Origin of the sequence: Vibrio sagamiensis NBRC 104589, assembly GCF_007990935.1 — a bacterium.
GTDB lineage: Bacteria > Pseudomonadota > Gammaproteobacteria > Enterobacterales > Vibrionaceae > Vibrio > Vibrio sagamiensis.
The window spans coordinates 27,953-44,617 of record NZ_BJXJ01000028.1; the positions used below are offsets into that span (position 1 = coordinate 27,953).

Annotated in this window: 13 protein-coding genes; 11 read left to right on the top strand and 2 right to left on the bottom strand. The window is 44.5% G+C overall.

Annotated elements, in window-relative coordinates; all coding sequences use genetic code 11:
- The first annotated feature begins 45 nt into the window (after positions 1-45).
- The 3 genes from VSA01S_RS13750 to trmL all read left to right on the top strand — a co-directional run bounded on the left by VSA01S_RS13750 (position 46) and on the right by trmL (position 2,717).
- Positions 46-735: a response regulator gene (locus VSA01S_RS13750; RefSeq protein WP_039979459.1), complete on the top strand. Its 690-nt coding sequence runs from the start codon at positions 46-48 to the stop codon at positions 733-735.
- A complete protein-coding gene (cpxA, locus tag VSA01S_RS13755; RefSeq protein ID WP_039979428.1) occupies positions 735-2,129 on the top strand; it encodes an envelope stress sensor histidine kinase CpxA in 1,395 nt (464 codons plus the stop codon). Before VSA01S_RS13750 ends, cpxA begins: the two co-directional genes overlap by 1 nt.
- Positions 2,130-2,237: 108 nt before the next feature.
- Positions 2,238-2,717 (top strand): tRNA (uridine(34)/cytosine(34)/5-carboxymethylaminomethyluridine(34)-2'-O)-methyltransferase TrmL, encoded by a 480-nt coding sequence (trmL, locus tag VSA01S_RS13760; protein WP_039979427.1) that lies wholly within the window; start codon positions 2,238-2,240, stop codon positions 2,715-2,717.
- A gap of 109 nt (positions 2,718-2,826) precedes the next feature.
- Here trmL and VSA01S_RS13765 read toward each other — a convergent pair whose 3' ends face one another.
- On the bottom strand, positions 2,827-3,318 hold the full coding sequence (locus VSA01S_RS13765) for an FxsA family protein (protein ID WP_039979426.1): 492 nt from the start codon (positions 3,316-3,318) through the stop codon (positions 2,827-2,829).
- 426 nt (positions 3,319-3,744) lie between these two features.
- Between VSA01S_RS13765 and aspA the strand changes: the two genes are divergently transcribed.
- From aspA to VSA01S_RS13805, 8 genes are all read left to right on the top strand, one after another.
- Positions 3,745-5,196 (top strand): aspartate ammonia-lyase, encoded by a 1,452-nt coding sequence (gene aspA / locus VSA01S_RS13770; RefSeq protein WP_039979425.1) that lies wholly within the window; start codon positions 3,745-3,747, stop codon positions 5,194-5,196.
- Between the two features lie 185 nt (positions 5,197-5,381).
- Positions 5,382-6,689 (top strand): anaerobic C4-dicarboxylate transporter, encoded by a 1,308-nt coding sequence (locus VSA01S_RS13775; RefSeq protein ID WP_039979424.1) that lies wholly within the window; start codon positions 5,382-5,384, stop codon positions 6,687-6,689.
- Between the two features lie 156 nt (positions 6,690-6,845).
- Entirely contained in the window at positions 6,846-8,684 is a 1,839-nt protein-coding gene (locus VSA01S_RS13780; RefSeq protein WP_039979421.1) for a protein-disulfide reductase DsbD, read from the top strand.
- Between the two features lie 236 nt (positions 8,685-8,920).
- Positions 8,921-9,556: a response regulator transcription factor gene (locus tag VSA01S_RS13785; protein WP_039979419.1), complete on the top strand. Its 636-nt coding sequence runs from the start codon at positions 8,921-8,923 to the stop codon at positions 9,554-9,556.
- A gap of 156 nt (positions 9,557-9,712) precedes the next feature.
- Entirely contained in the window at positions 9,713-10,339 is a 627-nt protein-coding gene (locus VSA01S_RS13790; protein WP_039979418.1) for a MarC family protein, read from the top strand.
- Positions 10,340-10,540: 201 nt separating this feature from the next.
- Positions 10,541-10,804 (top strand): DUF4212 domain-containing protein, encoded by a 264-nt coding sequence (locus VSA01S_RS13795; RefSeq protein WP_021710565.1) that lies wholly within the window; start codon positions 10,541-10,543, stop codon positions 10,802-10,804.
- Positions 10,805-10,814: 10 nt separating this feature from the next.
- Complete coding sequence (locus VSA01S_RS13800; protein ID WP_021710566.1) at positions 10,815-12,542, top strand: sodium:solute symporter family protein; 1,728 nt, start codon at positions 10,815-10,817, stop codon at positions 12,540-12,542.
- A gap of 94 nt (positions 12,543-12,636) precedes the next feature.
- Positions 12,637-13,131: a hypothetical protein gene (locus VSA01S_RS13805; protein WP_039979417.1), complete on the top strand. Its 495-nt coding sequence runs from the start codon at positions 12,637-12,639 to the stop codon at positions 13,129-13,131.
- Between the two features lie 16 nt (positions 13,132-13,147).
- On the opposite strand, the gene VSA01S_RS13810 is transcribed toward VSA01S_RS13805, so the two are convergent.
- Positions 13,148-16,579 (bottom strand): PAS domain-containing hybrid sensor histidine kinase/response regulator, encoded by a 3,432-nt coding sequence (locus VSA01S_RS13810; RefSeq protein ID WP_039979458.1) that lies wholly within the window; start codon positions 16,577-16,579, stop codon positions 13,148-13,150.
- Between the last annotated feature and the right edge of the window lie 86 nt (positions 16,580-16,665).

Genomic DNA, 16,665 nt, shown 5'->3' on the forward strand with positions numbered 1-16,665 from the left:
AAGATGTAATATTAGATAAAAGAAACCTCTATAATGGATACAACAATGGCAAATATTCTCTTGATTGACGATGATGCAGAGCTCACTAGTTTGCTAAAAGAAGTGCTCAGTTTTGAAGGCTTTGTTGTCATAGAAACTAATGATGGTGAAGCTGGATTGAGCGCATTAAATGCGAACATCGATTTAATCTTACTTGATGTGATGATGCCCAAATTGAATGGGTTAGAGACACTAAAGCTTCTGCGCGAGCAATGGGAAACGCCGGTACTCATGTTGACCGCAAAAGGTGAAGAAATTGACCGAGTGATAGGCCTAGAGCTTGGCGCTGATGATTATTTGCCAAAACCATTCAGTGATCGCGAGCTGTTAGCCCGCATTCGTGCCATTCTTCGCCGCACAAGCAATAATCAAAAGAGCAGCAAAGAATCAGACTGTGTTGAATATCAACAAATCAAACTATACCCGGGTAAGCAAGAGGCATACTTTGAACAAACCTTACTCGACTTAACAACCACCGAGTTCGCACTACTGACCCACTTCTTGCAGCACCCAGGGCAAGTTCTAACCAAAGAGAAGCTGAGCCTCGAAGTTCTTGGTAAACGCCTAGCTGCCTTTGACCGCGCTGTTGACATGCACGTTTCAAACTTACGTAAAAAGCTTCCAGAACAAAAAAACGGTAAACCACGCATCAAGACCTTACGCGGGCGTGGCTACCTGTTTGTTGAGGAGGACTAATGCGCCAGTCACGCTTTAGTTTGCCACACATCAACAGCTTATACGGGCGCATTTTTGCTATTTTTTGGCTAACTATGTTTTTAGTCCTCATCGCAGTCCTGTCATTGCCTCATCTCGATCCTCGAAAAGTGCATGATATTCCACAATCCCAATACAACATGTTATTGGAGATTCGCAATGATTTAGAAAAAGAATACCGTAGCCAAAGTGATCTTGGTAAAGTTCTCTTCAATATTGAAGGAGCGCGACGTAATAAGTATCCATTGCGTCCACGTCTGTTCTTTGCTGATCATGAAAGTACTATTTTCAGTACAGCTAAGCACAAAGAGTTCAAACTTCGTGCACTAAAAAACTTTGTCACGCTCAGTGAGGATCTGAATCACCCAACCCAAAAATTATATGGCCGCTATATGATTGCAGGCCCGATCCCTATTACGCTTGCAGGCTCTAAATTGCTTATGTATGTCGGTTTTAAATGGAATGAACCCCCGCCATTTATGCTGCGTTTATTTGATCACCCTCTACAACTCCTATTAGCTATTATGCTTGCCAGCACCCCTTTACTACTATGGCTTGCTTGGGCGCTAAGTCAGCCTGCACGTCGATTAGAAGCTGCTGCACAAAGCGTGACCAGAGGTGAGTTTATTATCGACCCTAATTTGGAAAAAGGGACAACAGAGTTTCGTCAGGCAGGAGCAAGCTTTAACCAAATGGTCGAAGCAGTCAACCAAATGATTTCAGGTCAGCAACGTCTTCTGTCCGATATCTCGCATGAATTACGCTCACCATTAACACGATTACGTATGGCCAACGCATTGGCAACACGTAAACAAGGGGAGAGCCCTGAACTCACTCGTATTGATACCGAAGCTCAGCGCCTTGAGCAAATGATCGCTGAGTTACTGACTCTCTCGCGCAACCAAGTCGACAGCCATTTAACGCGAGAAATACAACCTCTTTCCAGTTTATGGGAGGAGATCCTTGAAGATGCTCAATTCGAAGCCGAGCAAATAGGCAAACATCTCAGCTATACTCCTCTTCCCGAGCGAACGATCTTCGGGAACCCAAAGCTGCTAATGAGCGCAGTGGAAAATATTATTCGTAACGCTATTTACTACGGTAAAGACGAGGTAAAGATCGAAATTACCGATTCTTTCGATCGACTAAGCATCGTGGTTGATGACAACGGTGAGGGCGTCCCAGAGCAAGAACGTGAGGCAATTTTCCGTCCGTTCTACCGAGTTTCAACCGCCCGAGACCGACACTCTGGAGGCACAGGGTTAGGCTTAACCATTACCGAGAGTGCCATTCGCCAGCATAGCGGAACTATTGTTGCTTCAAAGAGTCCGCTTGGTGGCTTGCGAATCACGGTGACCTTACCTTTGCTCAGATAAGAGTTATGCAAATAAAAGTCATCGGAACTCAACTCTGGTTACGTCTATACCCGGCGCCCTAACTGCGTATATACTGCTGACCTATTTTCACTCAATCGATGACAAACCATGTTTGATATTGCTTTATACGAACCAGAAATTGCACCTAACACAGGTAATATTATTCGCCTGTGTGCTAATTGTGGTGCCAACCTCCATTTAATTGAGCCACTTGGCTTTGATCTTGAAGAAAAAAGAGTTCGCCGAGCTGGGTTAGATTATCGTGATTTAGCCCGCGTGACACGCCATAAAAACTATCAAGCTTTTCTGGAATACTTACAGCAAGAAAAACAAGATAACTTTCGCCTATTCGCTTGCACAACCAAAACGACAGGTCATCATGTGGACGCTACCTATCAGCCCGGTGATGTGCTCATGTTTGGCCCTGAAACGCGCGGCTTACCCGCAGAAGTAATTGATAGCTTACCAATAGAACAACGTATTCGTATTCCCATGATGCCCGACGCACGCAGTCTCAATTTATCTAATGCTGTCGCGATCATAGCCTTTGAAGCATGGAGACAAATGGGCTTTAACGGCGCAGTCTAAACCATTATGACCTCGCCCAAAAAATCTCCTTCGTTCTGCGCATACAAAAAAGCCCAACCAAGTGGGTTGGGCTATTAATGGGCATTTGAAAACTCAGTTGAGACTAAAGTCAATTGAGTTTATTTTGGTCATTGTCATCTTTTTTATATTCATATTCACCCTCAAATGTATTCCCTTGCTTAGATTGGCCATCGGACGGACCATGATTTGAGTAGCCAGAATGAAAGCCCCCACCGCCCATTGGCTTAAGCACAACTTTAGTCATTAAATATTTGGCCACCATTGCTCTAGGAGCAGGTAATAATATCGTCATTCCTATAGCATCGGTCAAAAAGCCGGGAGTTAAAAGTAATACACCCGCTACAGCCAACAATACCCCTTCGAATATTTGCTGAGCAGGCAATTCGCCTTGCTGTATACGAGCTTGAACTGATATCAGCGTTTGAATACCTTGACTACGAACTAATGAAGCACCGACAAAAGCAGTGACCAGTACCAATCCAATAGTTGGCCAAAAGCCTAAAAAGCCACCCACTTTAATAAATAAACCAATTTCAATAACTGGGACAAGAATAAAAGCCAATAATAAAATAGGAAACACACCAACTCCTTTATTTAAATACATTTATGTCATCTCAAGGTGTTGTACTCAATAAAAAATTTAACTCATAAGTCCAACTTTATTAAAATCACTTGAATGAAGTCAATTGCGTACAGTTTAATAGTAAATCTTCATTTGGCTCAAATAAACCTCACTATGATTCAGATCATTGCAACAACAAAATCACTTTAGAGTTCGCCTAAGTGGTTCTCTAACCATATAAATCCTGTTTATATATTGCAAAATATTGCGGTCTTAAAACAAGAAAAGTGATCCACTTACTATTTTTATATGCGAAGTGCAGTATTATGTACCGCATTAAGTCAGGACGGATTTCCCAGCCAAAGACTCTGATGAATGGATTCTCTAAACTGCAGACATGGCTAAACAACATTTACACCAGAATTACCATCTAAGGATCCTGCTATGGCTACATTATCGAATGCTCCGCAAACAGCACACCAAGCCACTCGAATCGAAGAAGACCTTCTAGGTCAACGCCATGTTCCAGAAGATGCCTATTATGGCATCCATACTCTGCGTGCGATAGAAAACTTTAATATATCAAACACAACCATTTCGGACGTCCCTGAGTTTGTACGCGGCATGGTGATGACAAAAAAAGCCGCTGCATTAGCAAATAAAGAGCTCGGTGCCATCCCTAAAGACATCGCTGATTACATTCTTCAGGCATGTGATCTTATCCTTGAGACAGGCAAATGCATGGACCAGTTCCCATCAGATGTATTTCAAGGTGGAGCTGGTACTTCTGTCAATATGAACACCAATGAGGTGATTGCCAACGTAGCGCTTGAACTGATGGGCAAAGAAAAAGGCCAATATGAGTTCATCAATCCAAACGATCATGTCAATAAAAGCCAGTCAACCAACTGTGCTTACCCAACAGGATTTCGTATCGCGGTTTTCAACAGCGTACAACAGTTGATGGAAGCAATTGAATATCTAAAAGGTGCCTTCGAACTGAAAGCATCTGAGTTTAAAGATGTTCTTAAAATGGGACGTACCCAGCTGCAAGATGCAGTGCCAATGACGGTAGGTCAGGAGTTCCACGCTTGGGCCGTGACACTAAACGAAGAAATTCGTGCACTCGATTATACGTCTAAACTGCTACTCGAAATCAACCTGGGTGCGACCGCTATCGGTACAGGCCTGAATACGCCAACCGGTTACCAAGCTTTGGCTGTCAAGCACTTAGCAGAGGTAACAGGCTTGGACGTTGTTCCTGCTGAAGATCTGATCGAAGCAACCTCTGACTGTGGTGCTTATGTTATGGCACACGGCGCACTTAAGCGTCTAGCAGTCAAACTTTCAAAGATTTGTAATGACCTTCGTCTGCTTTCTTCAGGTCCAAGAGCAGGTCTTAACGAACTGAACTTACCTGAAATGCAAGCTGGCTCTTCGATTATGCCAGCAAAGGTTAACCCTGTTATTCCAGAAGTCGTTAACCAAGTCTGCTTTAAGGTACTCGGTAACGACAATACCGTCTCTTTCGCAGCAGAGGGTGGACAACTTCAGCTCAATGTTATGGAACCTGTGATCGCACAAAGCATCTTTGAATCTATCTCTCTTCTTCACAATGCGTGTATTAATCTGCGTGATAAATGCATCGATGGTATTACCGTTAACCGAGAGATCTGTGAGAACTACGTTTACAACTCTATCGGAATCGTCACATACCTTAATCCGTATATTGGTCATCACGAGGGAGATATTGTCGGCAAGATTTGCGCAGAAACCGGCAAGAGCGTCCGTGACGTCGTTCTCGAACGGGGCTTATTAACAGTAGAAGAACTCGATGATATCTTATCAGTCGAAAACTTTATGCACCCAACCTACAAAGCAAAACGTTACGATTAAGTGCACACAACTTAGGGCTCCCAAGGGGGCCCTTTTTTAGGTCGCACACTTAATTCCTTACATTTTTAGTGGTTTATATTTTCTCAATGTGAGTCTACTTTTCTGAATATTTGTTTTATCCCTCAGAGCCTACAAATTCAAGTATTCAAAAAATCAGAATCTTAAAACTCAAGAGGTAATAATCTATGGTCATGGTCGAACTCTTTGTGGTTCTCTTCTTCATTTATATTGGAGCAAGAATTGGCGGTATCGGCATTGGTTTTGCAGGTGGTGCGGGTGTTGTTGCATTATCACTCATTCTGAGTGTCCCAACCAGTCAATCTTATATTCCGGTTGATGTTATTTTGATCATTATGTCGGTTATCACCGCGATTGCGGCGATGCAAGTGGCTGGTGGTCTCGATTGGATGGTTCAAGTTGCCGAAGACTTTTTACGTCGTAACCCTGCCAGAATCACCTTCTATGCGCCCATCGTGACTTTTCTTATGACACTTCTCGCTGGTACTGGACATACCGCATTTTCAACCCTACCTGTCATTGCAGAGGTTGCCAAAGGCCAAGGAGTTCGGCCTTCTCGTCCGCTCTCGATTGCCGTCGTTGCTTCACAGATTGCCATAACAGCCTCTCCTATCTCTGCCGCTGTCGTCGCCTTTGCGGCGATGTTGGCACCATTCGGAGTGGATTATCTCACCTTACTTGCCGTGTGTATCCCAACGACCTTTATCGCCTGTATGATCGGTGCGTTCGTCGCAAACTATATGGGATCAGAGCTAAAAGATGATCCTGAGTATCAAGAGCGTTTAGCAAAAGGCCTGATCAAACTTAACACCGAATCTAAACGCGAAATCTTGCCCACCGCGAAAAAAGCCACTTTTATCTTCCTCGCTGCAATCGCGTTTGTGGTGTGTTATGCCGCCGCTATTTCAGGCTCAATCGGCTTAATAGAGAACCCTACTCTTGGTCGTAACGAAGCCATCATGACCATCATGCTAGCCGCCGCGACTGCTATCGTGATGTGTTGTAAAATCGATGCAGACAAAATTCCTTCAGCGGCCACGTTTCGTTCCGGTATGACCGCATGTGTCTGTGTACTTGGTGTAGCTTGGTTAGGCTCCACTTTCGTTAACGCACACGTTGATGGCATCAAAGAAGTCGCTGGAACATTATTGGCAGATTATCCTTGGATGCTGGCTTTAGTGCTTTTCTTTGCCTCAATGTTGCTTTACTCACAAGGTGCGACAACCGTCGCTTTAATGCCGGCAGCACTTGCCATTGGCGTAGCTCCATTAACAGCAGTGGCCTCCTTTGCTGCGGTCAGCGCGCTGTTTGTTTTACCAACTTACCCAACGCTACTGGCAGCGGTTGAAATGGATGATACAGGTTCAACCCGCATTGGCCAGTATGTTTTCAACCACCCATTCTTCATTCCAGGGGTCACTACTATTAGCTCAGCGGTGGCATTAGGCTTTATATTTGGAAGCTTTATTCTGTAAGGTTTTCTTGATTTGATTGGGGAGCGGCAGCTCCCTTTTTTATCTTCAAATAATTTACTGAACAAAAAATAACCGCAAAGATGAAACTAATTCAATCACAAGCCTGTCTGATTAGGTTAAACTGACAACAAATAATTAAATTCAAACGAAGTTCTTATGCGTGCATTATTTTCTGTATTACTCTTGGGGCTCACGACCTTTTCAACGCCTACGCTAGCCCTGTTTGGTGACCAACAAGGCAACAGTACACCAACCAGCAGTTTTACCAACCAAAACGATGGTTTTGTCTCTGTTGAACAAGCATTTTCATTTAACTCTTATCAACAAAATCAGCAACTGATGCTCGATTGGCAAGTAAAAGAAGGTTATTACCTCTATCAAGAACGTCTATCATTTACGAGTGAAAACGTAACTCTCGATAGTATTGAAATGGAGGATGGTGCCCCACACAAAGATGAGTTCTTTGGTGATGTACATATCTATAGTCAACCGCTTTTCGTTAATCTTAATTTATCTAACTGGCAGCCTGAGGCTCGTGTTATCGTTCAGTATCAAGGCTGTGCGAAAGCAGGTTTTTGCTATCCACCAGAAACTCGTATCATCCCGATTAGTGCGTTCAAAGCCTCTGAGGTCGCCACTCAGAAAACGTCTTCGACTGAAGCATCAGTACCCTCACTCAAACCAGCAGAGGTAAAGTCAACCACTTCATCATCGGTAACGACAACGCCCTATGAAACAGGTACCCAACAAAACAGTCTTGCTGCAAATTTAGCGGATAACTGGTGGACTCCACTGCTCTTTTTAGCCCTTGGTGTAGGCCTCGCTTTTACTCCATGTGTTCTGCCTATGTACCCGATTTTAACCAGTATCGTTCTTGGTAGCGGCAAGCTCAATCAACGCAGAGCACTATGGCTTTCATTCCTTTATGTTCAAGGCATGGCTCTCACCTATACGTTACTTGGCTTGGTTGTCGCCTCCGCTGGTATTCAATTTCAGGCAGCTATGCAGCACCCTTATGTGTTAATTGGCCTGAGCGTACTGTTTGTTACTTTGTCTCTCTCAATGTTTGGTTTGTATAACTTGCAACTGCCAAGCAGCATTCAAACTTGGCTCAACAACCTAAGCAACAAACAACAAGGTGGAAGTGGTGCTGGTGTCTTCGCTATGGGAGCCATTTCTGGATTAGTCTGCTCCCCCTGCACAACCGCCCCACTTTCTGGTGCATTGCTTTACGTTGCACAAAGTGGCGATCTTGTCACTGGTGGTGTCGCCCTTTACGCTCTTGCCATGGGTATGGGTATCCCATTAATCCTAGTTGCTGTGTTTGGCAATAAGTTGCTCCCAAAAGCCGGGGGATGGATGGACAGAGTCAAAACACTGTTTGGCTTTATCTTACTCGCCGCTCCTATTTTCCTATTGGAACGCATTTTGCCCGAAGTCTGGTCGACAATCTTGTGGTCAGCGTTAGGTTTTGCTGCTTTCAGTTGGCTGTATCATATAAAAAACAGCTTTGAATTTGGCGGCTGGAAACAAAGCGCGCTCGGAATCATTGCCATCCTTGGACTGTTTGCTTCAGCGCAACCCGTGCTTAATAATTGGTTCCATTCCACCTCTGCCATCTCGTCAGAAGCCACCAGCGTCGAATTTATTCGTGTGTCTAACATCGCTGAACTAGAGCATCAGTTGACGTTGGCCAAACAAGCGGGAAAGCCTGTCATGTTGGATTTTTATGCCGATTGGTGTGTAGCCTGTAAAGAATTTGAAAAATACACCTTTCATGATCCCTTAGTTGAAAAAAAGCTGGCTGAGTTTGTGCTACTTCAAGCCGATGTGACCAAAAGCCAAGTTGAGGATATCGAGCTTCTTAAACATATGGATGTGCTCGGTTTACCGACTATTGAATTTTGGAATGCGAATGGCGACCCGGTACCTGAAGCCCGTTTAAGCGGCTTCATCCAAGCCACACCTTTCCTTCAACACATTGCTCAATTCTAAACCAACGAATTGATATACCCAAGTAACCTCAAGATGCTTGGGTATACTCTTACTGCGCCAGTGACTACTTACTGGCGCACTCTTAACCTTTCATCTCTCCTTAACCATCCATTTCATATGCATTTTTTTAATAAAAGTCGATTTGGTTCAGAATTTTAAATCCTGATTATTGTTCGCTCCTCTAAAAGGTGGACAATAATTCAAATAACTAAATAGTCAAAAAAGTGTATTACGTCATGGATTCGACCTACACCATCATCATTGCCGATGATCACCCTCTTTTCCGCAATGCTCTCTTTCAATCCGTACATTTAGCCGTCAGCGGAGCCAACCTCCTTGAAGCCGATACCCTGAATACTTTACTTGAACTGCTGGAAAAACAACCCGAGCCAGATCTAGTATTACTCGACTTAAAAATGCCCGGAGCCAACGGCATGTCAGGTCTTATCCAGTTACGCGCAGATTACCCGCACTTACCTGTTGTGGTTGTTTCTGCCAGCGAAGAACCCAGTGTCGTCACGCAAGTGAAAAGTCATGGAGCTTTCGGTTTTATTCCTAAATCCAGTGATATGCGCCAGCTGGTCAATGCCCTTAACCAAGTCCTCAACGGCGATCCCTATTTCCCTGCCGATTTGATCACCAACAACGAAGTTTGTAATGATTTAGCCGATAAGTTGGCCGCACTTACTCCCCAGCAATATAAAGTCCTCAGTATGCTTTCGGATGGATTACTCAATAAACAAATTGCTTATGAGCTGCATGTATCAGAAGCCACCATCAAAGCTCATATGACGGCTATTTTCCGCAAGCTTGGGGTAAAAAACAGGACACAAGCGGTCATCCTTTTACAGCAAATGGAGCCAGAACTTTGAGTCTGACTCAATCACTTCCTAAAATGATTTGAGACAAGGTTGAGTTATTTACCTTAGCTAGGTGATACAAAACTCAGTAATTGACGTTACAGGTTAAAAGCTGCACCATGGCGCTTTTTATGTATCGATTCATCATTTCTACAGGAAGGTCATACTTTGCTCAGTATTCTCATCACCCAATTCGTTGTTCTGTGGGCCGTCATTGATCCTGTCGGTTCTGTACCTGTTTACCTCTCTCAAACTCAGCACCTATCCGCTAAGCAACGCCAACTTGTGGCCCTCAAAGCCGTTGCGATCGCGATGGGTGTCTTGCTGTTTTTCTTAATTGCAGGCCAGCTCCTTCTAGAAGCAATGCAAATCCCTCTTCCGGCCTTCCAAGCAGCTGGTGGACTCGTGCTACTGCTGTTTGCCTTAAGTATGATTTTTGGCGAGAGCAAACCGGAACAAGAACAAAAATTGAGTGAAGAAGTCAGTCATTCAGATTTGGCTGACCTTGCTGTCTATCCGCTTGCCATACCGTCGATCGCTTCGCCTGGTGCCATGATGGCAATTGTGATGCTGACAGACAATAATCGCTACTCGGTTATCGATCAAGCCATGACGGCAGGCGTGATGTTGGCGGTGTTACTAGTAACGTTAGTGTTACTTCTAGGCGCCAATACCATTCAAAAAATCATAGGTAATGTCGGAGCCGCCATCATCAGCCGCGTTATGGGTCTAATACTTGCCGCTGTTGCACTGAATAATTTACTGCTTGGCATCAAAGAATTTTATATTAACTGATAAATATTTTAGACCTTTGGCTAACATCACAGACGATTCACATCGTTCTTATCGCTCTTTTCTTACTCAGCGCCCTTGATAGGGCGCTTTTTCGTATTTTCTTATCCCGACTAAAGTTGAAAAGTATTCTGTTTCCTATCTTGATAACGTAAGTGAATGAAACATTTCATTAACAATCAATGTAAATCGTAAGGAGACGGTATGGCATTTGAAGATAAAGAAAAAGCAAAAGCCTATTGGGATAAAAATGTCAAACTCATGATCACACTCATGACCATTTGGTTCGTCGTATCATTTGGCTGCGGTATTTTATTTGTCGATCAGCTTAATCAATTTCAGTTAGGTGGGTATAAGCTTGGATTTTGGTTTGCTCAGCAAGGTTCAATCTATGCTTTCCTAGGCATTATCTTTTATTACGCATGGAAAATGCGTCGTATCGATCGTGAATTTGGCGTAGACGAGTAGAGGCATTAACATGGATCTAAAAACAATTACTTACCTAGTCGTTGGTGCGACGTTTCTGCTCTATATTGGTATCGCTATCTGGGCTAGAGCAGGGTCAACCAAAGAGTTTTATGTCGCGGGTGGTGGGGTTAACCCGATTGCTAATGGTATGGCAACAGCGGCTGATTGGATGTCTGCGGCGTCTTTCATTTCAATGGCCGGCTTAATCGCCTTTATGGGTTACGGTGGCTCTGTCTTCTTAATGGGTTGGACAGGCGGCTATGTTCTCCTTGCCCTATTACTTGCTCCCTATTTGCGTAAATTCGGTAAATTTACCGTACCAGAATTTGTCGGTGAACGTTTCTATTCCAAAGCCGCACGAATTGTCGCTGTCGCTTGTTTGATCATCGCCTCAGTCACTTATGTTATAGGGCAGATGAAAGGGGTTGGGGTTGCCTTTGGCCGTTTCCTTGAAGTGGACTACGCAACAGGACTGCTTATTGGTATGTGCATTGTATTCATGTATGCCGTTATGGGCGGCATGAAAGGCATTACTTACACCCAGATTGCTCAATATTGCGTACTCATTCTTGCTTACACTATTCCCGCAATTTTCATTTCTTTACAGCTGACTGGGCACCCTCTACCTCAAATTGGCTTAGGCAGTACCATCAATGGGACCGATGTCTATCTGCTAGACAGACTCGATCAAGTGGTCACTGAGCTTGGGTTTAGTGAATACACCACACAAGTGCGTGGCGATACATTAAATATGTTTGTGTACACCTTATCGTTGATGATAGGTACCGCAGGCCTACCTCACGTCATCATCCGTTTCTTTACCGTGCCTAAAGTTCGAGATGCAAGAACTTCAGCTGGTTGGGCGCTCGTTTTTATTGCGTTACTTTACACCACCGCACCCGCTGTTTCTGCTATGGCTCGCCTTAACCTGATGGACACCGTGACACCGACCCCAGGTCAGCATTTAGCTTATGATGAACGTCCAGATTGGTTTAAAAATTGGGAAAAAACGGGCTTACTTGGCTTTGATGATAAAAATGGCGACGGTTTGATCGAATATACGTCGAATCCTGCCACTAATGAACTGAAAGTCGATCGCGATATCATGGTGCTGGCTAACCCAGAGATTGCACAGCTCCCTAACTGGGTTATCGCTTTAGTCGCGGCTGGAGGATTAGCTGCAGCACTCTCCACGGCAGCAGGCTTGCTCCTAGCGATTTCGTCTGCCATCTCGCATGATCTGATAAAGGGCGTAATTAATCCAAATATTTCTGAGAAGAAAGAGTTACTTGCCAGCCGAATATCAATGGCGGTCGCGATTGCGGTGGCGGGTTACCTTGGCTTAAATCCTCCCGGCTTTGCTGCTGGAACCGTTGCCCTAGCCTTTGGGCTAGCCGCATCATCCATTTTCCCTGCTTTAATGATGGGCATCTTTAGTAAACGGATTAATAAGGAAGGCGCCATTGCTGGTATGATTGCAGGCATTACTCTGACGCTGTTCTATGTATTCCAGCATAAGGGGATTTTATTTGTTGCCGATTGGACTTTCCTACAAAGTTGGGGGAAAAACTGGTTCTTTGGTATTGAACCCAATGCGTTCGGCGCCATTGGTGCTGGGTTTAACTTCCTAGTCGCTTTTGCGGTTTCAAGAGTCACTGCAGAGACACCACAAGAAGTGAAAGATCTTGTCGAAGAAGTACGTGTGCCTGTAGGCGCAGGTGGTGCAATCAGTCACTAAACCTCAATAGACAGCATAAAGCCCCAACTCGGGGCTTTATGCTGTCGTTCGCGGTGATATTTCCCCCAAAAAACATGAGTAAAAGGAGTTCCGCATGTTCAAAAATAAACACGTCATTATCGCCTTATTGGTTGCGCCACTGCTTTCTGTCATCGCTTATTTTGGTATTGACCTTGCTTTGAGTGAAAAACCGCATGCTGCCCAAGCTGGACAGAGTTATAAATTAGCCAGTCAATCTAACTGTCGTTACACCAGTGGGCTATGTGATATGAAAAATGGCGAGTTTAAAGTTCGCTTTCGCTCAGAGAAATTGACCGAAGATCAGCTACAACTCTCTTTAAGCACAGATTACCCTATCGAAGGAGTGAAACTGTCCATCGTCGATGATCCAGACCATCAGCCATTCCCCATTGAGATGACTAAAGCGGATAGTAGCCACCAGCAGTGGTACGTTGCCCTCAACAAGCCTCAATCAGCAGCCAGTTTACTCCGTGTCGTCATTCAATCAAATGGCACACTCTACTACGGAGAAACACAGACCCCTTTCGTCAAATATGAGACATTATTTACTGAAGAAACCGAGAATTAAAGGCTCACAAAGAGCCTCAAACCATTTGATTCAGTAACGCACGTAATTTGAGAGGTTTAACGGGCTTAGCAACAAAGTCAAAGCCGTTCGCTTTAATCCCATCAACCACTTCATGGGTCCGATCTGCACTGATGATCACCCCTTTGAAACGATGACCTAAACGTAGACGGCACTGCTGTAAGACTTCTAAGCCAGTCCGTCCATCATCCAAACGATAATCTGAAAAAATCACATCTGGAATCCATTCATCATCAATCATTTTTAGACTTTCAACAATATCGCCAGCCAGACGGGTATCACACCCCCAGCGAGAGAGTAAATTGTCCATACCCACCAAAATATCAGGCTCATTATCGACACACAGTACTCGTAAATGACTCACATTCGATGACTCACGTTTTGACTCTTGAGCGAGATCAAGTTGAATCTTTTCTGCTTTGTCCAAAACAATGGAAAACACGCTGCCTTGACCAAACCAAGAACGCATTGAAATTTGATGCCCTAATACTTGAGCAATGCCCTTTGAAATCGCCAGCCCTAAACCTAGCCCTTGATCAGAGCGTACTTGAGTGCCTCGGCTGAACTCTTCAAAAATCTCCTGCTGTTTTTCTTGTTCGATACCCATGCCATTATCCCAAACATCAATACGGACTTGACCCTTAATACGCCGAATACCTAAAACAACCTTCCCCTTCGGCGCATAACGAAACGCATTGGTTAAGAAGTTCTGTACAACTCGACGTAATAATTTGGGGTCAGACTTCACCATTAATGAGGAAGACACCATTGAAAATTGAATATTTTGCTGTTTGGCCAAAGCACTGAATTCAGCGTGCAAATTCGCCAAAACATCATTGATGGCAAAACCATAAGCATGCACATCTAATTTGCCCGACTCCAAACGAGAAATATCCAGCAAATCACCAATCAAATCTTCCGCGGCTCCTAACGCACTCTCGATATGGGAAGAAAGTCGGTGAACTTCACCATCCTTAGCCACTTCCGATAGTGAGGAGGCAAATAAACGCGCAGCGTTAAGCGGTTGCATCAGGTCGTGACTTACGGCAGCAAGGAAACGAGATTTAGATTGTGATTCTTGTTCAGAACGCTGCGTTGCAATCACCAGTTGTTTATTCAGTGCTTCCAACTCATGAGTACGAACTTGTACACGTTCTTCCAAGGTTTCATTGGCCTCTTTCAACGTTTGTTCCGCTTGACGGAAAACGGTGATATCGGTAAAGCTCATCACAAACCCTCCACCTGGCATTGGATTGCCTTGCACCTCAATCACACGTCCATCAGGTCGAATACGAGAGGAAGTATGGCGAGTACCTTTTTCTAAATGCTCTACACGCCGGCGTACATGCTGCTCAGGATCGCCTGGGCCACACAAGCCTTGCTCAGCATTGTGTCGGATCACTTCAGCAATAGGGCGGCCGACTTGAATCAGACCCGGAGGAAAAACGAACAATTCAAGATAACGCTGATTCCACGCTACCAGTCTGAGTTGCTTATCCACGACCGCGATGCCCTGACCTATGTGTTCTATCGCACCTTGCAACAGACCTCGGCTAAAATCGTACAATTCCGAGGCTTCATCAACTATCGTCGCGACCTCTTCAAGCCGCATGTTTTTTCCTTTCAGAGCAGAAGTAAGTACTAACTTAGAGGAAGAGGCTCCAAATACACCAGCTAGCACGCGTTCAGTATGACGAATCAAACTCGACGGAGCTTGCTGGCTAGATTGGAGGATCTGGCCATGTTCCTTCCAATAGGTTTGAAATGCTGACTTCATACGCTCTCGGCCAACAAAACGAGAAGCCAACATTTCCAATTCATTCACCGTCACTCGACTTTGATACAGGCTAATATTTTCACTTTCCGCTAAACCGATACCGATAAAAGAGGCAGATTGTAAGCGCTCACTTACACTTGCCCTTGTCATTAAAGACACGATGATAAAACACAGTGCATTCGCACCAACACTCAGAATCATTCCCCAGTCCGAACAAGTGATATCAAAACCTGCAAGCCATTCAGGAGGGGTGATTAACCAGATTAAGCCATTATTTTCAGCTTCCCCCACCAGCATATTAGCTTGGTTGAGCAACGTAATTAGCCACAAGGTAAAACCGACGAATAACCCGACGTAGACACCTTTTTTATTACCTTGGCGCCAGTACATCCCGCCAATCAGTGAAGGAGCAAACTGAGTGATCGCAGCAAAGGACAGAAAGCCAATCGTAGACAGTGAATGAATACCATCTAGAGCCTGATAAACCAACCATGCCCCTAAAAGCAGTAATAAAATTAAGCCACGGCGAATTCGTAGCAGCAGATCTGAAATATCATGATGGCTGTGCTGAGACAGTTTGAAACGGCGCAAAATAAGAGGCATCACTAAATCATTAGACACCATAATCGCTAGTGCAATCGTTGATACAATAACCATCCCACTGGCCGCTGAGGTCCCACCTAAAAAGGCCAATAAGGCAATATGATCCGCACCAACCGCCATCGGCACACTGATCACGTAATTCTCAGCTAAGTCAGGGGCTAACAAACTTTGCCCGACCCAAGCGACAGGAAGCACAAAAGCCCCCATCAATACTAAGTACAAAGGAAATAACCTACGCGCAACATGGAGATCTTGAGGTCGTTCATTTTCAACCACCATGGTATGAAACTGACGCGGTAAACACACGATGGCTAGGGCGGTTAAAACAATATGAATCATCAAGGTAGCAACGTTAGGCGACTGATAAGTTTGCGTGGCGACCTCCGCTAAATTGATACTTTCGGTGTTAAAAGCTAGCCAAACAATAAACACCCCAACCACTAAAAATGCGACCAGCTTAAGTACCGATTCAAAGGCAATCGCCATCATCATCCCACGGTGATGTTCCGTTGCATCAATATGACGAGTACCGAAAAACATGGTAAATATAGCCATTGCACCCACAACAAACAACGAAATGTGGCCTTCTTGATGCTGCTCATGGTTAATCAGATCAGGCGCAATAATTTCCAACCCCATGGTGATACCGCGTAGCTGCAAGGCAATATATGGTAAGATTCCAGCAACCGCAATTAACGTAACAACAACCGCTACCCCTTGTGACTTGCCGTAGCGAGCAGCAATAAAATCAGCGATCGAAGTGATATGTTCTCGCTTAGCAATTAAGATCAATCGGGCGAGCAAACGCCAACCTATAGTGAAAACTAAGATAGGCGCAATATAGATGGGTAAAAAGGACCAAGGATTGGCACTGGCCTGCCCAACCGTGCCGTAAAAAGTCCATGACGTACAATAAACTGCTATCGATAGGCTATAGATCCAAGGCCGCCAACCTGATAGCCATTGTTTATTCCTATCACCATACCAAGCAATTAAAAATAGAACTCCCAAATACACTAACGAAACGGGAACCACCAGCCATCCTTGCATGCGCTTTCCTTGCCATTTTTCTAATAAAAAAACCTCCCCAAACAGGAGAGGTTTCATTTAACACTGCTTTTTTAATTGACACAAAA